14 protein-coding genes and 4 pseudogenes are annotated in these 18,536 nt (G+C 42.3%); 10 read left to right on the forward strand and 8 right to left on the reverse strand.

Features of this window, described 5'->3' with window-relative positions; genetic code table 11:
* Positions 1-63 precede the first annotated feature (63 nt).
* From TT12_RS00645 to TT12_RS15055, 4 genes and pseudogenes are all read right to left on the reverse strand, one after another.
* Positions 64-1,019 (reverse strand): annotated as a pseudogene (locus TT12_RS00645) (alpha/beta fold hydrolase).
* Positions 1,020-1,154: 135 nt separating this feature from the next.
* Positions 1,155-2,309 (reverse strand): amidohydrolase, encoded by a 1,155-nt coding sequence (locus tag TT12_RS00650; RefSeq protein WP_207803937.1) that lies wholly within the window; start codon positions 2,307-2,309, stop codon positions 1,155-1,157.
* Positions 2,306-2,692, reverse strand: coding sequence for an amidohydrolase family protein (locus TT12_RS18050; RefSeq protein WP_207803938.1), 387 nt, complete (start codon positions 2,690-2,692; stop codon positions 2,306-2,308). The genes TT12_RS00650 and TT12_RS18050 overlap by 4 nt, the downstream gene beginning before the upstream one ends.
* A gap of 25 nt (positions 2,693-2,717) precedes the next feature.
* Complete coding sequence (locus TT12_RS15055; protein WP_207803939.1) at positions 2,718-2,891, reverse strand: hypothetical protein; 174 nt, start codon at positions 2,889-2,891, stop codon at positions 2,718-2,720.
* 529 nt (positions 2,892-3,420) lie between these two features.
* On the opposite strand from TT12_RS15055, the gene arsS reads away from it, so the two are divergent.
* Genes arsS through TT12_RS00670 form a run of 4 tightly spaced genes read left to right on the forward strand, consistent with a single transcriptional unit; the run spans position 3,421 to position 6,685 of the window.
* Complete coding sequence (arsS, locus tag TT12_RS00655; RefSeq protein ID WP_045451303.1) at positions 3,421-4,419, forward strand: arsenosugar biosynthesis radical SAM (seleno)protein ArsS; 999 nt, start codon at positions 3,421-3,423, stop codon at positions 4,417-4,419.
* Positions 4,420-4,431: 12 nt separating this feature from the next.
* Positions 4,432-5,295, forward strand: coding sequence for a DUF547 domain-containing protein (locus tag TT12_RS00660; RefSeq protein WP_045451306.1), 864 nt, complete (start codon positions 4,432-4,434; stop codon positions 5,293-5,295).
* A gap of 23 nt (positions 5,296-5,318) precedes the next feature.
* Positions 5,319-6,029 carry a TIGR04283 family arsenosugar biosynthesis glycosyltransferase gene (locus TT12_RS00665; protein ID WP_243443191.1) on the forward strand — a complete coding sequence of 237 codons (711 nt, stop codon included), beginning with the start codon at positions 5,319-5,321 and terminating at the stop codon, positions 6,027-6,029.
* A 17-nt stretch (positions 6,030-6,046) separates the two neighbouring features.
* The gene (locus TT12_RS00670) at positions 6,047-6,685 is read left to right on the forward strand and encodes a TIGR04282 family arsenosugar biosynthesis glycosyltransferase (RefSeq protein ID WP_045451310.1); all 639 of its coding nucleotides are present in this window, start codon (positions 6,047-6,049) and stop codon (positions 6,683-6,685) included.
* Between the two features lie 113 nt (positions 6,686-6,798).
* Here the strand turns inward: TT12_RS00670 and TT12_RS18055 are convergent, their stop codons facing one another.
* Positions 6,799-7,179: a phosphorylase family protein gene (locus TT12_RS18055; protein ID WP_306304311.1), complete on the reverse strand. Its 381-nt coding sequence runs from the start codon at positions 7,177-7,179 to the stop codon at positions 6,799-6,801.
* A 58-nt stretch (positions 7,180-7,237) separates the two neighbouring features.
* The gene (locus tag TT12_RS18060; RefSeq protein WP_279378757.1) at positions 7,238-7,708 is read right to left on the reverse strand and encodes an MTAP family purine nucleoside phosphorylase; all 471 of its coding nucleotides are present in this window, start codon (positions 7,706-7,708) and stop codon (positions 7,238-7,240) included.
* 516 nt (positions 7,709-8,224) lie between these two features.
* On the opposite strand from TT12_RS18060, the pseudogene TT12_RS00680 reads away from it, so the two are divergent.
* The 3 genes and pseudogenes from TT12_RS00680 to TT12_RS00690 all read left to right on the forward strand — a co-directional run bounded on the left by TT12_RS00680 (position 8,225) and on the right by TT12_RS00690 (position 11,848).
* A pseudogene (locus TT12_RS00680) lies at positions 8,225-9,246 on the forward strand (TAXI family TRAP transporter solute-binding subunit).
* Positions 9,227-9,787 carry a DUF1850 domain-containing protein gene (locus TT12_RS00685; protein ID WP_227678861.1) on the forward strand — a complete coding sequence of 187 codons (561 nt, stop codon included), beginning with the start codon at positions 9,227-9,229 and terminating at the stop codon, positions 9,785-9,787. The pseudogene TT12_RS00680 and the gene TT12_RS00685 overlap by 20 nt, the downstream one beginning before the upstream one ends.
* A 10-nt stretch (positions 9,788-9,797) precedes the next feature.
* A pseudogene (locus TT12_RS00690) lies at positions 9,798-11,848 on the forward strand (TRAP transporter permease).
* A 126-nt stretch (positions 11,849-11,974) separates the two neighbouring features.
* Here the strand turns inward: TT12_RS00690 and lipA are convergent.
* Both lipA and TT12_RS00700 read right to left on the reverse strand, forming a co-directional pair.
* Positions 11,975-13,018, reverse strand: a complete 1,044-nt coding sequence (gene lipA, locus TT12_RS00695; RefSeq protein WP_045451313.1) for a lipoyl synthase — start codon at positions 13,016-13,018, stop codon at positions 11,975-11,977.
* 174 nt (positions 13,019-13,192) lie between these two features.
* Positions 13,193-13,602: pseudogene (locus tag TT12_RS00700) on the reverse strand (carboxymuconolactone decarboxylase family protein).
* A gap of 485 nt (positions 13,603-14,087) precedes the next feature.
* Between TT12_RS00700 and acnB the strand changes: the two are divergent.
* The 3 genes from acnB to TT12_RS00720 all read left to right on the forward strand — a co-directional run bounded on the left by acnB (position 14,088) and on the right by TT12_RS00720 (position 18,478).
* The gene (gene acnB / locus TT12_RS00705) at positions 14,088-16,691 is read left to right on the forward strand and encodes a bifunctional aconitate hydratase 2/2-methylisocitrate dehydratase (RefSeq protein WP_045451314.1); all 2,604 of its coding nucleotides are present in this window, start codon (positions 14,088-14,090) and stop codon (positions 16,689-16,691) included.
* A 206-nt stretch (positions 16,692-16,897) separates the two neighbouring features.
* Positions 16,898-17,626 (forward strand): hypothetical protein, encoded by a 729-nt coding sequence (locus tag TT12_RS00710; protein ID WP_045451316.1) that lies wholly within the window; start codon positions 16,898-16,900, stop codon positions 17,624-17,626.
* A 402-nt stretch (positions 17,627-18,028) separates the two neighbouring features.
* Entirely contained in the window at positions 18,029-18,478 is a 450-nt protein-coding gene (locus TT12_RS00720; protein ID WP_243443192.1) for a PACE efflux transporter, read from the forward strand.
* Positions 18,479-18,536: the final 58 nt, after the last annotated feature.

Consider the following 18,536-nt stretch of genomic DNA (forward strand, 5'->3'; position numbering starts at 1 on the left):
CCGTATTGTCGCTAATTTGGCGACTTTTAGCAAACGAGTTAACTGCCAAGATGAGCGCTGCTGTTAATTGCCTGAGCTATGGCTTTCTATCCATTCTAAGATATCTTCATAAACGGTTTGATGGTCTTTTTCATGCAAAGGCTCATGACGCATATTTGGGTAGAGTTGGATATCTACTTGACTGAAATTTTGCTTGTTTAAGCGCGTGACAATTTTGCGGATGCCGTTGCCCATATCTCCGATAGGATCATCTTCGCCGCTGATAAATAGCATCGGGAAGTTTTTTGGGATAGTCATTGCCCAGCCTTTGTTTAAGCCAGTTTCCATCAGAAAGAATAGTGTCATAAAGCCATTATTGGTGAAATCAAAGCCCGTTAAGGGATCTGCTTCATAGGCTTCAATGGCAGCAGGATTTTCAGTTAACCATGCAAATTCTGATGAAGAGATACGATCTTCAAGCTTAATATTCAAGACTTTATTCATCACCTTGGCAAACATTGTATTTGGTTTTTTAGGTGCTACTTTTGCCAGTACTTTATTGACTGGGAGTAGCACTTTAATCAAGGGGTTGGCATCTGCTGTACCCATCAAAATAGCACCTGTGAAATTGTGTGCATGGTGCTTTAGGACATTACGCACAATAAACGAGCCCATAGAGTGACCCATTACAAAGTGCGGCACGTCAGGATGGCGGTTTTTTAAGCTATCTGCCATGACAATGACGTCTTTTAGCAGGGACTGTACTGGATGCTCTTCACCAAAAAACCTAAATCTGCTGATGTTTTGACGGTCTTTCCATGTCCCAAATGGTCATAAGTTGCCACTGCGATACCATTATCCGCTAAAAAATGAGCGAAGTCTGCGTAACGTCCGCTATGCTCTGCCATACCGTGAACAATCAGTAACGTGGCTTTTACCGCTGTGTTTTCATGGCTTGGTTCAAAAAAATTATGATGCAAGTAATGAATATTATCGGAGGAGAGAATGTGGTCGTTACCTGTATCGGTGTTGGTACTCATATAGGGTTCCTTAAACAGTTTTAATGAATGTTTTTAATAAATAGCTTTAATGGTTCATCATCTTAATGAATAGCAGGCATGACAATTTGAAATCGCCTGCTAAAATTTGGCTTATTATACGGCGCTTACCATGAACTATTGTACTGGACGTTGGTAAATCGTTTGACCTTCTTTAATGGTTGTGATGACTTTGATATCTTTGAGCTTGCTTGTCTCTATGGTTAATGGGTTGGCATCCAAGATAACCAAATCAGCCAGTTTCCCTGGCGTCAAAGTGCCTTTGCTGTCTTCTTCAAAATACTCATAAGCAGCATTGCTGGTAATGGCTTTTAACGCTTGATACGGCGTCGCTCGCTCATTTTTACCAATGATTTTACCTGAGCGTGAAGTGCGATTGACTGCTGACCAGACTAAAAATAATGGGTCAACAGGTGTCACTGTGTCATCAGAGTGATTGGTGTATCTAAGTCCCATTCTATCAGCAGTGGCAATCGGGCTTGAAAAGTCGGCACGTTTTTTACCTAAGTTTTTAACGTGTACGTCTCCCCAAAAGTAAGTATGGTTGGTAAAGAAGGACGGCACCATATTGTATTTTTTGAATGCGGCAAGCTGATCAGGTCGGGCAAATTGAGCATGAATGGGCACAGTACGGCGATCTTTATCAGCTGCTTGACCAGTCTTTTTGACCGCATACTCGTGTGCCTTGATGAGCATATCGGTTGCGCCATCACCATTATTATGGATAAAGAGCTGATTGTCACGAGCATAGGCTTTGACAAACATCTCGTTCAGTTCATCTGGGCTGACACTTGGTAGACCGCGGCAGTCCTTTTCACAATCTGGAACTGGCGTGAGATAAGGTTGGCTAAAATAGGCGGTCTTGCCTTGTGGCGAGCCATCTGCAACGATTTTGGTACCCTGTACTTTAAAACCGTTTTTATAGGTTTTCCATACGAAGTTTTTATCAGCCAAATTCTCATCTAAGTCACTCACTCCTGCCAGTGCGACCAAGTCAATTTTAAGTTTACCTGCATCGGCTTGTTTTTGAAAAAACTGAATGGTATTACGAGCTGTCGAACCGTTATGCGCCGTCGTTATGCCATTCTTTGCATAATAATCTTGCGTCTGCTCAAAGAATTTGCCTTGATTCGGCGCTAACACTTCTAGCATATTGCGCACGAACGGATACATCGCCGTTTCTTGTACGAGACCGTTTGGTTCATTAGAGCCTTTAATTCGAGCAATATTACCGCCTGCTGGATTTTCACTGTTAGCAGTGATGTTCATCATGCAAGCGCCTTACTGTTTGCGACGCCCATATGACCACTCGTGTGTTGTAAATACACTGGATTGTTTGGCAATACTTTATCAATTTCGCTTTTAGTCGGATGACGCCCCTCAGCGAGCTGAGTTTCATCATAACCCCAACCAAAGATCCAGTCGCCATCAGCAATGTTATTGTCCACTTTATAATCTTTTAGCGTTTGCATCATTTTGGGAATACTATCGACTTGACCGATGGGCGGCGGGTTGAGATTGACCTGACCCATGGTGTTCGACACCATATCAAAATGACTATGCGGATCGATAAAGCTGGGTAATAAGGTTTTATCTTGTAGATTAATCTGTGCGGCATTTTTATATTTCGATTGCGCCTCTTGTAAATTGCCCACATAGCAATCTTGCCCGCTTGGGTGACTAAGCTTCAGCCATTTGTGGCTGATCGCCCTCCATCGTGATGATGTTGCCATTGTAATAGACAGTTGCTGAGTTGCTCATATCCTTGGGCGCGGTCTGCATGGTGGTGCAACCTATGACACTCATTAATCCAATGCTCAGTACAGTTGGTTTTAGTAATGTGCTCATATTCATTACGTTATCCTTAAAGGTGATTTGATGCTTACATCCGTGTGTTATAAGCATTGGTACGTGGTGGGTTTTCTATATTCTAAAAGTATTTATATTTTATCAGTGCATGTTGTTTTAAAAGATATGAATGTTGCAACCAATTTAGCGATAAAGCCTTGTGCGGTCAATGCTATTTAAGAGTTTTGCACTGACAACTGTGGCATTGCCAATTGGAGGAGAAGGTCGATCTATAAATCTACTGAATATAATATCTTAAAAGCCAAATTGAGAAGTGCTGTATGACATCCTACGAGACGTCATGCTCATTTGGTATAAAAGGTGAAAATCACGATATTAGTTGTCAATACCGTTCCACAATCAGGTATGATTAATTAGATAAAACGTAAAGTGACAAGACTGGAAATGAGATGATAATTTTATGAAATAGTCATAAAAAGCAATTGCTTGCGTGTGAATTTTTCTTTTTTAACCTTTTTATTTTTGCGTTATTCTTCTTGCTTTAGAGGTGCTACTAACAGGGTTTTATACCATTATGAAATCAACTATCGAATTACTCGAGCACACGGATTTCCCAGCGATCAAACGTCGTGAGTTAACCACGCTACAGGTCAATATGGGTTACTTATGCAATATGTCTTGTGTGCATTGTCATGTGGCTGCCAGTCCTTACCGCACAGAGATGATGTCGCGTGAGTTAGTTGAGTTGATTCTAGAAGTCTTGCAAGCACAAAATATTGAGACGCTTGATTTAACGGGCGGTGCGCCTGAGATGCATGAAGACTTTAAGTATTTGGTCACAGCCGCACGTGCCTTGGGTGTAACAGTAATTGATCGCTGTAATCTGACTATCCTGATGGAAGAAGGCTTTGAGGACATGGCGCAGTTTTTGGCAGACAATGCGGTCGAAGTGGTGGCTTCAATGCCCTGTTATTCATTAGAAAATGTCGATAAGCAGCGCGGCAAGGGCGCATTTGATGACAGTATATTGGGATTGCATAAGCTCAATGCGCTTGGCTACGGCAAAGTGGGTTCAAACTTAACGCTCAACCTCGTTTATAACCCGCAAGGTGCCACGCTGCCGCCCAATCAACAGCAGCTTGAAGCGGATTATAAGCGCGAGTTAAAAGCGCATTTTGATATCGAATTTCATCAGTTATTTGCCTTGACCAATATGCCCATTCAGCGTTTTGGTGCGGTGCTATTGGCTAAAAACCAATTCCATCCCTATATGGATTTGCTCAAAGCCAATTATGTGGCTGCCAATTTAGCCGAAGTCATGTGCCGATCGACCATCAGTGTCAATTGGTTAGGAGAATTGTTTGATTGTGACTTTAACCAGCAATTAGAGATTCCAGTGTCCAACAAGTCTCGTCGGCATCTAAGCGATTTATTAACGCAAAATCCTGCTGGCGATGACATTGCTATTGCAGATCATTGCTATGGCTGTACGGCAGGGCAAGGAAGTAGCTGCGGTGGTGCGCTAGAAGAAGAGACAACAGATCAGACGATAGAAAAAATATCATTGATTTAAATGGAGTGACTCATGTCAGTATTTAATAGTACAAGACTTAATAGTAAAAGCCTTTTTTTAAGCAGTGGTTTGATAGTTAAAACAGCAGTAGCCATCTCTATATTGTTAGCCAGTATGGCAAGTTATGCGGATTTTAATCACAGCACTTGGGATAGTTTACTGAATAAAAACGTCACCATGACCAATGGTGGCAAAGCCTCAGTCGTTAACTACAACGGTATGAAAGCGGATCAAAGCAAACTTGATAGCTATATGGCGGCGACTAGCAAAGTCAGTCAATCAGAGTTTAATGGTTGGAGCAAAGATGAGCAATTAGCATTTTTGATTAACGTCTATAATGCTGGCACTGTAGAGCTAGTCTTGACCAAATATCCTAACATCAAGTCGATTAAAGATATTGGTGGAATATTTGGTTCGCCATGGAAACAGGATTTTGTCACGCTATTAGGCAAGAAGCGCTCGCTTGATGACATCGAGCACAATCTAATCCGTGGCTCCAAACGCTATAACGAACCGCGTATTCACTTTGCGGTGAACTGTGCGAGCAGCGGCTGTCCTGCGCTATTAAATGATGCTTTTACAGGGCGTAAATTAGATAAACAATTAGAGCAAGTGACGAGTAAATTCCTCGCGGATAGCAGTCGCAACCGTCTCAAAGGTAATACGTTAGAGGTCTCGCCAATTTTTAAATGGTATAAAGAAGACTTTGAAACCAACTGGCGCGGTACTAATGATTTAGAAGGGTTTTTGGCTCGTTACAGCTCGTCTTTAGGGCTTAATAAGTCGCAAACGGCTGAGCTAAAAGCAGGAAAAATGAAGATTGGCTATACCAATTATAATTGGAGCTTAATAAGAAATAATGGTAACAACAAGTAAGAGTACTGCTAACTATGACGGCTATGGCGACGGTTTCTATTATTATTCCAGTACTCAATGAGGCAAATAATTTGCCTTTATTGTTTGATAATATCAACAAGCTAAATCCAAACCCGCAGCAAGTGATATTGGTCGATGGTGGTTCAAACGATGATTCTATTGACATAATCCAAAGTTTTATTAATGAGTTAATGCTTGATAATGATCGTAAAATTGATTGGCAAATGACTGAGTCTAAAGCAGGTCGCGCGCTGCAAATGAATACAGGTGCAGCGTTAGCAACTAGCGATGTATTGCTATTTTTGCATGCCGATACGCAATTGCCACTGCACGCTATCGATAGCGTTTCTGAAGCGATGAAACGGGCAGAGTGGGGACGTTTTGATGTGCAAATAGCCAGTCGTCAACCGACACTGCGATTGGTCAGTCAAATGATTAATTGGCGCTCACGGTTGAGCGGAATCGCGACAGGCGACCAAGCCATTTTTATTAGCCAGTTTTTATTTGAGCGAATCGGTAATTATCCTAACCAAGCGTTGATGGAAGATATTGAGTTTTGCAAACAATTAAAAGGTATTGCTAAACCTGCTTGTTTAAAAAGTAAAGTCATCACATCAGCAAGACGCTGGCAACAGCATGGCACTTGGCGGACGATTATTTTGATGTGGCATCTACGTTTTGATTATTGGCGCGGCGTATCGGCTGATAATATCAAAGCGCGTTATTATAAATAAAAGTACAAACTCTTACCATGAATCAAAAACCACAAACTTGTGTTATCCTTTTCGCCAAATTCCCCGCACAGGGCATGGCAAAAACGCGCTTGCAACCCGCGCTTGGCATTGAAGGTGCTGCGCAAATGGCGCATAAACTACTATTGCATAGTATAGAACAAGCCGTCGCTACTGGCTTTACGGTTGAGTTATGTGTCAGTCCTGCGCCAACTGATCCATGCTGGCAAGCGCTTAATTTACTTGACTCGCTGCAATGGTCAGCACAAGCAGATGGTGATTTGGGTTTGCGTATGTTAACCGCCAGTCAGCAAGCGTTAACACGTTTCGAGCACGTTATTTTGATAGGTACGGACTGTCCTAGTCTTACAACCATTCGTATTCGACAAGCTGCCCAGCAGTTAGAAACACAAGATAGCGTCATGATTCCTGCTTTTGATGGTGGCTATGCACTGTTTGGTTTTAAGCAAGTTGCTGCTCGTTTATTTAGCACTATCGAATGGAGTACGGCGAGCGTAGCAAAGGTTACTCAACAGCGCTTGGCAGAATTGAGATGGTCTGTAGCGTTGTTAGCGCCTTTGCCTGATATTGATGAGCCTGAAGATTTGTGTTACTTGCCAAATGGCTGGCTTGATGGTTACAAAGTTATTGAGAATTGAGAACGCCTTATCATTTAGGGTTTTTAGGTATGAAAAAGCCATCGAGCTATTTTGTTGACCCTATTAGGTTGATTATAGTTCGATGGCTTTTTGATAATCATAAACTGGTATGGCTAAGGCAATAATGCTGAAAGTCTGGTTTTAGTACCTTCGCTCATCGCTTCTACTGGCGTTACTAACGCTTGAGCTAAAGCTGTATGGGCAATAGAGTCAGGCTGTTCTTCTGCTAATAGGGCGACCGCTTGCTTAATAACGTGCTGCGCATTATCGGCATTTTTCATCAAATTCTGAATAGCATAATCGGCACTAACGGCTTCCTTCGTCGGATGCCAACAATCAAAATCTGTCACTAATGCGAGCGTTGCGTAAGCCATACTCGCTTCACGTACAAGCTTAGCCTCTGGCATATTGGTCATGCCGATGATGTCAGCGTTCATTTGTCGATACCAGTTGGATTCTGCACGAGTGGAAAACTGCGGCCCTTCGATACAGATATAAGTGGCTTTTGCATGACATTGACCTTCGCTATCTGCGCCTGAGTATAAGCACGCGTTAGAACATCCGCGACTTTAGGACATAAAGGATCAGCATCGCGACGTGTGCCACTGCACCTTCCCCAAAAAAACTGCTGTTTCGATGCTTAGTCATATCGATCATTTGATCGGGAATAACCATATCTAAGGGTTTAAGCGCTTCTCTTAATGAGCCCACTGCCGATACCGAAATAACGTAGCGTACGCCCAAAGTTTTGAGGGCATAAATATTGGCACGATAAGGCACTTCGGAAGGGGTGAATTTGTGACCTTGACCATGACGAGTTAGAAAGGCGACCGTCACGCCATTTAATTCACCTAAGACAATATCATCAGAAGGCGTACCGTAAGGCGTCGATATGCTGACACTACGTTTATTGGTTAAATCTTGCATCTGATAAAGACCGCTACCGCCAATGATGGCGATATCAGCAGATACCGATACCGATACCGATACTGCCGCTGACTTTTCTACACTAGATATTGTCATAAAGGTTTTCCCTATTTTAGAGTAACAGATAACGTTGCCAAGATATGTGGTGACGAATTTATAAATTTAGACGGGATCTACTTTAAGTGAGCTGCCTTACAAGATAACCGCTTAGGGTTTATATATAAAATATAATCAATCCTACAGTATGGTAAAAGTGCATTAAGAGCTACCATCTAGTCATTTTATATCAGTATTTTTTTGTCAAATAACAAATAGTCTCGTTTATATTTAGATGATTATAAAGGTTTACAATAGACACAGACTTTGGTTAAATGAATTGTCTAATGAAACATTGTTCCGCATAGCAAAACTTTATTTGGCTATTGATTCATTATAAGAACGGCTGCTCCTTTACTTAAATAGCTTCGCATACAAAGTGTGAGTGTAGAGGGAATCTGGATGGCAGTTTATTTATAGCAAGAATTGCTATATTATTACAGGTCTGTAACGCATCACTATTGATATATTGATGCTGTTAAGTGTATTAACTCGATTATTTCAAGGATGAATTCAATGCTCAACTCTCTAAAATCCCCGTTGCTTTTATCAGCAATGTTAAGCGCCACTTTAGGTCTGACGGCATGCTCATCACCAAGTTCAGAAAGTACTGACAGTACGGCAACAGATAATAGCGCTGCTACTGACACTGCTGCCGACAAGCTTGATACCAAGTTTCTTACCATCGCTACTGGCGGAGCATCTGGCCTTATAACATCATCGGCACTTCCTTATCAGAAGTCTATGTCAAAACCTTTGGGGTCAACTCAAAAACGCAAACCACTGGCGCTTCAGTCGAAAACGTCAACCTATTAACCCAAGGCAAGGTCGATATGGTGTTGGCGCTCAGTGATGTAGTCACCGACGCGATCGAAGGCAAAAACAACTTTGATAAGCCGATAACCAACATCCAACAGATTGCAGTCTTGTACCCTAATGTGGTGCAAATTGTCACCACCAAAAAATCTGGCATCAAAAATATTGAAGACTTACGTGGTAAGCGCATCGCTGTGGGCGATCAAGGCTCTGGCACAGAAGTAAATGCTCGGACGCTATTAGAAGGGTTTGGTATCACATATGATGACGTTACCGTTGATTATTTAGGCTTTGCGGAAGCAGCGGACGGTATGAAAGCGGGTAAAATTGAAGCAGCTTTCTTTAGTAGTGGTCTGCCAAACTCTTCATTGATGGAGCTAGAGCAGGGTCTAGACTTACAATTAATCACCATCAATCAAGACAAGCTAAAAGAAATCATTGCGACTAAGCCTTACTTTAAGACCTTTGAGATTCCTGCTGGCACTTATGGCAATGACGCCGCGATTCCAACCGCAGCAATTATGAATGCTCTATTGGTGAGCTCAGAGTTGTCTGAAGCAGATGGTTACAAGCTGACCAAAGCGTTATTTGACAATTTAGACGGTCTAAAAACAGCGCACCAAGCGGCCAATGATATTAGCTTAGCAACCGCGCGTGAAGGTATGGTCGCACCTATCCATTCTGGCGCTAAAAAGTACTATGATGAGCAAGCAGCTAAATAAGCGATTAGGGTTATTGATTGGCGTGGCAGGCATTGCCGCGCTAGTTTTTTTTACGCTATGGCATCTCTTTGTCCGTCAGCCTGTGGTGGAAGTGCGTGTCGCAGGCGTTGATGGTGCTAATGATAAAGTTTGCTACTTTGTCGAGCCAAATTTTCAATTGCGCTGGATACACTCTGTAGAAAAACAATGGTGGGAAGAGCAATACCAACGTATAGACAGCAGTAGTACAGAAGACGCTGAATTGCTGCTGACCACCACTTATTTTGAAGCTTTTGGGGCGGGTACACCCTCAACCGAAGCGCTTGCTCCCATACAAAAACCTGGCTATCTGGGTTATCAAATCAATGAAAAATTGCCTAAGCTTAATTGGGTGGTCTCACGGCTTACCAAAGGTGAGATTGACTATGGTAACTACCAGATGCTCATTCATCGCTGGGTGCCAGACTATTCTGAAGTAACGATCATGCCGAAAACGTATGGTTTCATTGATAGATTTAACAAGGATTTGTGTCATGAACTCCCAAGTGATGGATCACAATAATGTGACAACGATGTCAGATAACCATATCAATAACGAATTGCCTATACATTCCAACACGGATGCTGATACTCAGGTTGACGCTGAACTTGAGGCGCAAGCCCACAATAAAGCCATATTAGAAAAGTATGATAGAGAATCCATCACAAGGCACATCACTCAAGGACCAGTGAAGTATTTTATCGCTGGACTTTGCATTTTATATTCACTGTTTCATTTATATATCACCTTTAATCCCATGCCAGCGCTGCTACAGCGCTCTGTACACGTGGGCATTGGTTTTGCCTTAATTTTCTTAATTTTCCCCGCAAGTAAAAAAAGCAGCCGTCAGCGCGTGGCATGGTATGACTGGATATGGTTTGCCCTGTCATTGTCTGGCATGGCTTATCTCATATATGAGTATCAAGATATCGTGACCTCACGTGGCGGTATGGCCAATCAGATGGATGTGATATTTTCGCTGATTACGGTAGTCTGCGTATTAGAAGGCAGTCGCCGTATCACAGGTTGGATTTTACCGATATTGGCAGGGATATTTTTGGCGTATCCGTTAGTCAGCATTTGGACTTTATGCCAGACCGGTTACTGACTCGTCCTTATGACATGGGTGATATCTTTGGTCAATTATTCTTAAAAACGGAAGGTTTATATTCTGTTGCGATTGGTGCATCGGTCACTTTTATCTTCTTATTCATTCTTTTTGGTGCATTCTTAGCGCGCTCAGGGATGGGACAGCTGTTTAATGATTTGGCATTGGCAATCGCGGGTCACAAAAAAGGTGGTCCGGCAAAAGTAGCAGTGATTTCTAGTGGCTTTATGGGTAGTATTAATGGCTCTGCTTTGTCAAACGTGGTCAGTACTGGTGCCTTTACCATTCCACTCATGAAAAAGGTTGGTTACCACAAAGATTTTGCGGGTGCCGTTGAGGCAAGTGCCTCTGTTGGCGGGCAAATATTACCGCCAATTATGGGCGCGAGTGCCTTTATCATGGCGGAGACAACAGGCTTGCCGTATAGCACAATTGCGTTGGCGGCCTTATTGCCAGCGATATTGTATTATCTGGGCGTCATTGCGCAGGTGCATTTTCGCGCTGGTCGTCGTGATCTAAAAGGTATCGCTAAAGAAAGCTTGCCAGCCGTGAAAGAAGTGTTAAAAGCCCGCGGTCATATGCTGCTACCGATTGTATTTTTGATTTTCTTATTAATCAGAAATGTGCCCGTTGGTTATGCAGCGGCTTATACCATTGGTTTTACTGTCATGGTCAGTATGCTGCGAAAAGAGACCAGAATGGGTTTCTCTGACATTTTGGGTGCATTAGAAGATGGCGCACGCCAGTCGCTCGCGGTAATGGCTGCTTGTGCAGTCGTCGGTATTATCATCGGAGTCGTGAGTCTAACCAGCTTTGGAACGGTGATGACCTCATCAATTGTCACACTTGGTGCAGGTTCGTTATTTTTCACGCTCATTTTGACCATGCTTGCCTCGATGGTATTGGGCATGGGACTGCCGTCTATTCCTGCCTATATTATTACAGCAACGATGGCAGCACCAGCCTTAGCTGGTTTTGATATTCCAATTTTGTCGGCGCACATGTTTGTTTTCTACTTTGGTATTTTTGCCAATATTACACCGCCTGTGTGTCTGGCAGCCTTTGCTGGTGCGGGTATATCTGGTGGCGATCCGATGAAGACAGGGTTCTTATCGCTCAAACTGGCACTCGCCGGATTTATCGTGCCGTTTATGTTTATCTATAGTCCAGCGATGTTAATGATTGATCCTACTGGGCTTGCGGTAACTGCTAAGGACTTCCCGCTACCACCTATTATCGATATTATCACGGTAGTATTGACGTCAATTACGGGTGTTCTCGCACTTAGTGCAGCATTAGAAGGTTATTTTAAAAGCGATATGAGCCCAGTAACACGCGTTATTTTGGCAATCGGAGCTTTGCTGTTAATCTATCCTGGAATAACGACTGGTCTAGTGGGTGGCGTGATCGTTATTGCTATCGCCATCCTTAATACTAGAAACAGTGGCGAGCCAACGCCCACTTTAACCATTTAAGACGTTGCGGTTGAAGGTTTTAAAAATCTATTAAAGCTAAAAAAAGGGTGAATAACATAAAATGTTATTCACCCTTTTTACATGCTCAGCTTAATTTTTAAGTATTAGCTCATTAAACCCCGACACTTAGCAGCCAAGTTTGCCTTCTGCTGCCAATGCTTTTTTGCTACGAATCGGTGCAGGGCATTCTTCGCCGTAGTACTGACGATCTGCAAAGTAGCTTGAGCGTACCATTGGGCCTGCCCAAATGTTAAAGAAGCCGATTTTTTTACCATAATCCATATAACGCTGGAACTCGTCTGGATGGACATAACGATCGACAGGCGCGTGGTTTTTACTAGGTTGCAGATACTGACCAACCGTAATCATATCCACATTGTGCGCTTTTAGGTCATCAAGCAGCGCATAAATCTCTTCTTCGGTCTCACCAAGGCCAACCATAAAGCCGCACTTGGTCGCGATATCAGGGCGACGCTCTTTATAGAGTTTGAGTAAATCTAACGAATGCTGATAGTCAGAACCTGGACGGAAGGCTTTATATAAACGAGGCACGGTTTCGATGTTATGGTTAAAGACATCTGGCGGTGTTTCAGTTAACAAGTCTAATGCTACTTCCATACGACCACGGAAATCTGGTACCAATATTTCAATGAGGCAATTCGGGCTAAGTGCGCGAGATTCATTGAGAACTTCTACGAAATGCGCCGCGCCGCCATCTTTTAGATCGTCACGATCCACAGAGGTGATTACCGCATACTTAAGCTGCAAACCTAAAATAGTCTCGGCAGTGTGACGCGGCTCATCTGCATCTAGCTCATTCGGACGACCATGACCGACGTCACAGAACGGACAGCGACGGGTACAGATATCACCCATAATCATAAAGGTCGCGGTCCCATCAGCGAAGCACTGCGGCAGGTTAGGGCAAGCCGCTTCCTCACAAACGGTATAGAGCTTTTGCTCGCGCAAGGTGGCTTTGATACGAGCTACTTCAGCGGGCGAAGACATTTTAACCCGAATCCAATCTGGCTTTTTCTTTGCCTCGATGGTCGGAATCACTTTAATTGGGATACGGGCAACTTTATCGTAGCCACGTAGCTTTTCGCCTTGAATGGCTTTTTTAGGTTTGACCTTAGCAGCAGGCACATGTGTTTGTACGGCAGTTGTCATAATAAAGTATCTCTTAACCCTTTATATCATAAGGGTTTATGGAATTATTAGAATGTGTTGTGAGTGAGGACATTATAGCAGAAACTTAGGGGCTAATTTTCAATGAATAATGTTTAACTGATCATTTTGATGTGGATCATTAAGGCTACTATGATTTGTCTCGCAACCGTAGTTTTAAATATCTATATTAATATCCAACTCATTCAGGGTTTCTATGGCAGCACGAAACGCTTCTTGGGTAGCGGGCGCACCGCAGTAGGGTAAGCTGTGCATTAATACTTCTCGAATCTCAGCGACACTTGCGCCATTATTGATGGCACCTCGAATGTGCCTTTTAGCTCAGTGGGGCTTTTTTGTGCAATTAAAAAAGCAATGGTGATTAATGAGCGGTATTTGCGTGGCAATACTGAGTCATCTTGCCATGTGCTGCCCCAAGCGTGTTCGATAATCCAGTCTTGTAATGGTTGGGTAAATCCAGTCGTGCTGTCAAGCGAGCGTTTGACATGTGCCTCACCCATCACGTCAGTGCGAACTTTCAGACCGTCTTGATAATTAGCGTTGCTCTTTATATTACTGTTTTCCATGTCGCTGTTTTCCCTATTTTTGTTTTCCATTGCACTACTATCCATATCATCATCCTTAATGTTTATTCGTTTAATATATGGTTAATAAAAGCTGTTTTTTCAAGCGCTATTTTTCTAAGTGATATTTTCTCTAAGCTATCGTATCAAGATGATATTTTATCAAATAATATCCTACAAAGCGTCTAGCAGTCACAGCGTATTTATTTAATCATAAATCGAGCAGTGCTTGACTAAAATGACAAGCTGTATATCGATTGTGCAAGGCTGCTCAATCATATTGTTGATGGTACTATTTATATAATAAATGTTCAATATGAGCCCTTTATAACCGCTTTATGAGCCTTTTAAAGGCTGAGCCATTAACATTTAGGGCGTTTTAAGCTATGATTGCACCAATAATTATTCCATCTAGTATATAGACGCAGGCGGTCATGCTGACTACCCACGTAATGTACTAATACTCCCAACTGACGAGGACGACTATTGTGTTAGAAGCTTATCGTAAACATGTCGAAGAACGTGCTGAGCTAGGAACGGTTCCGCTACCACTGAATGAAAAACAAGTAGCAGAGTTGGTTGAACTACTAAAGAATCCACCAGCAGGCGAAGATGCGTTCTTGATGAACCTGCTAGAAAACCGTATTCCTGCTGGCGTTGACCAAGCGGCTTACGTTAAAGCGGCGTTTTTAGCAGCGATCCTTAAGGGTGAAACCTCTTCACCACTTATTAGCAAGCAAAAAGCCGTTCAAATCCTAGGCACGATGCAAGGTGGCTATAACGTTCAGCCATTGGTTGCGGCACTGGATGACAGCGAAGTTGCACAAGACGCTGCTGAAGCGTTGAAAAAGACGTTACTGGTGTTTGACGCGTTCAATGACGTGACTGAAAAAGCAGAAGCGGGCAATGCTATCGCTAAAGAAGTGGTTCAATCTTGGGCTGACGCTGAATGGTTCTTGAACCGTGATGCTGTACCAGAAAAGACCACTTACACGACGTTTAAAGTGACTGGCGAAACCAACACCGATGATTTGTCGCCTGCGCAAGATGCGTGGAGCCGCCCTGATATCCCATTGCATTCATTGGCTATGCACAAAAACTCTCGCGACGGCATCACTGCTGACGAAGAGGGCGTTGTCGGTCCAATGAAGCAAATCGAAGCGCTTAAAGAAAAAGGCCATCCGCTCGCTTATGTTGGTGACGTGGTAGGTACAGGCTCTAGCCGTAAATCTGCGACCAACTCAGTATTGTGGCTCATGGGCGATGATATCCCTAACGTGCCAAACAAACGTGGCGGCGGTTTAGTACTTGGTAACAATATTGCTCCTATCTTCTTTAACACTATGGAAGATTCTGGCGCATTGCCAATCGAAAAAGTAGCCGTTGATAACCTAAACATGGGTGATGTGTTTGACATCTATCCGTATGAAGGCAAAATCACTAAGCATGATTCAGATGAAGTGTTGTCTACGTTCAAATTGAACTCACCAACATTGCTTGATGAAGTTCGTGCTGGCGGTCGTATTCCATTGATCGTTGGTCGTGGTTTGACCAATCGTGCTCGCGCGTACATGGGTCTTGGACATTCAGATATCTTTGCTAAGCCAGAAGAGCCAGTTGATACGGGTAAAGGTTTTACCCTAGCGCAAAAAATGGTCGGTAAAGCTTGTGGTCTAGAGGGCGTACGTCCGGGCATGTACTGTGAGCCTAAAATGACGACTGTAGGATCGCAGGATACGACTGGTCCGATGACTCGTGATGAGCTAAAAGATTTGGCTTGCCTAGGTTTCCAAGCAGACTTAGTCATGCAGTCATTCTGTCACACTGCCGCTTATCCAAAGCCAGTTGACGTTGAAACTCAGCACACACTACCTGACTTTATCATGAACCGTGGCGGCGTAAGCTTACGTCCAGGCGATGGTATCATTCATAGCTGGTTGAACCGTATGCTACTTCCAGATACCGTTGGTACTGGTGGTGACTCGCATACGCGTTTCCCAATGGGTATCTCATTCCCAGCAGGTTCTGGTTTAGTAGCATTTGCCGCAGCGACTGGTGTTATGCCACTTGATATGCCTGAATCTGTCCGTGTACGCTTCGTTGGCGAACGTCAGGCTGGTATCACGCTACGTGACCTAGTACATGCGATTCCTTATCAAGCGATTAAAGAAGGTCTATTGACCGTTGATAAGAAAGGCAAAATCAACGAGTTCAATGGTCGTATCTTAGAGATCGAAGGTCTAGAAGATTTGACCGCTGAGCAAGCGTTTGAGCTATCTGATGCCTCAGCTGAGCGTAGTGCTGCTGGTTGTACCATCACTTTGTCTGAAGCGTCGGTGACTGAGTATTTAAACTCAAACATTACCCTTCTAAAATGGATGATCTCAGAAGGCTATGGCGATGCGCGTACGATTAGCCGTCGTATTGAGCAGATGCAAGAATGGCTAGCGAACCCAAGCCTATTGCGTGCTGATGCTGATGCAGAATACGCCATCGATATGACTATCGATATGAGCACCATCAAAGAGCCTATCCTTTGCTGCCCGAACGATCCAGACGATGCAAAAACATTGGCTGATGTCGCCGGCGATACCATTGATGAAGTGTTCATTGGTTCATGTATGACCAACATCGGTCATTTCCGCGCTGCGGGTAAACTGCTACAAGACGTACCAGCAGGTAGTTTGAAAACTCGTCTATGGATTGCGCCACCTACTAAGATGGATGCGCGTCAGTTGATGGAAGAAGGTTACTACAACATCTACGCTCAAGCAGGCGCTCGTACTGAGATGCCAGGTTGTTCACTATGTATGGGTAACCAAGCACGTATCGCACCAAAATCTACGGCGGTATCGACGTCAACTCGTAACTTCCCGAACCGTCTAGGTCAAGGTGCTAACGTATACCTAGCTTCTGCAGAGCTTGCAGCCGTAGCAGCGGTACTTGGTAAATTGCCAACCAACGAAGAATATCAGCAGTACGCTGGTATGCTTGATAGCATGGGCGAGGAAGTGTATCAGTACATGAACTTCGATCGTATGGATTCTTATACTGAAGAAGCCGACAAAATTAACGTTGCTCAATTGACCTAATCTTGAGTATACAAGCTTTTAAAATTAGAAGCTTTATACTAAAAACTTTATACGTAAGACAAAAAACCCCCCGTATCGTGATGATGCGGGGGTTTTTGTTATGAGAAAAGAGAGATAGATGATTTTATATAGTTTTTTGCGTAGACTATTCAAACAGTTTGGTTTGATATATATTTTAAATATAAAAATATTTAGAGGGTGTATTTGTGAAGTTTGAAGATTATTATTGCATGAGACAAATAGAAGAGAGAGGCCTTAAAAGTGAAAATGTTGCTACTAATAAAGAATATACTGATTCCTTAGATGAGTACCGCCAAATTGATGATATTATTCTTGATTTTCATAATAATTTTTATGTTTTTGAGGATTTTTCAAATAAACTTTATACATTCATGCTTTTAATAGTTATGGTTTTTTTAGTATTGAGCTTTAGCTCTTTCAGCTTTTTATCACTATCCATGGCAAGTTTAGAATTTTTAAAATATTTTTTTGATATACCTGTTGAAAAAGTTTTTATAATAAAAGCATGGTATACCTCTATAGGATCAATCGTAATTTCAGCAATTTTATTTGCTTTTTTTCTGTTTTTAAGAGATAAAGGGTATCAAAGTAGCTATTACAAAAGGTTGTTAAAAACTGATAAGACTAGTAATGAGTATACTAGTAAGGGTTTTAATAAGTTTAAAGATTTTACAGTAAGAGATTATAGAATACATTGGATTAATTGCCTATTCGCTCCGAAAGATATTGAATATGTATTCGAAACTTATAATAGCTACGTTAATCACAAAGATGATTTAGATCAAGTTGCTAGTGTAAAAGGTATTTTTACTATATTTGCAACAGGTGGTATAGGATTTTTGGCATCTTATCATGCAAATGTACAAAGTAAAAGTCCAGATTTTTTTTTCAAAAGACCCACAATTTTTCTTTAATTTATCATTTATGATTTTTTATACTTTATTATTTGTATCTTTGATATATTTCATATTTTACCTTATGAAGGATTTATTCTTTGATTTTATAGACCTCTTTAGAAAGAATAATGAGGTTACGGAGGTTAGAAAAAAAAGACTTGCCTATTATATACATCAGTCTAGAGTATTAAGGGTTAAAGGAAAATATAGGAAGTTAATAAATAATGCTGCTTTAACCAGTCTTGGGAAGTAGCTAAAAGCTAGGTTTTCCAAATGGCTTTATAATAAATTTATCTCATGTATAATATAAGTGCAGGCGGAAACCGTGGCTCTGCACTCAATCTATCTTTTCTATCTCGGGACGGACCGATACTTTGATAGGCACTTTTTTGTTTACACTCTAGTGCTTTGGAGTTTTGGTTGATTACTTTATCCCCACTAAAACGTCGTATCGTCTATGTGACTGTCTTTGAGCTTATCGCTATCATTTCTTCTACTTTCGTATTGATGAAGCTGAGCGGTAGCGACGCGGCAGAATCCTTACCAGTTGCTGTGATGGTGTCATTGGCAGCAGTGATTTGGAACTTCTTATACAATACAGCTTTTGAAGCGTGGGAACGTCGCAAGCATGTGGCAAAGCGTACCTTACTCATTCGCAGTGCGCATGCATTAGGGTTTGAAGGCGGATTGGTATTGATTTGCTTACCACTTTATATGATCTGGTATGACGTTGGCTTAATCAAAGCTTTTATGATGGAGCGGCGTTACTGCTATTTTTCTTGGTTTATACCTTTATCTTTACCTTGGGTTTTGACAAGATATTTACTTTACCGCATCACTATAAGACAGCCTCTGATTCTTAAGAGTTAAAAGTGTTACTTAAAGATATGCTTAATACGGAATTTTCTTGATACTGTATGACCCAAAA

This window comes from Psychrobacter sp. JCM 18903, assembly GCF_000586475.1.
GTDB lineage: Bacteria > Pseudomonadota > Gammaproteobacteria > Pseudomonadales > Moraxellaceae > Psychrobacter.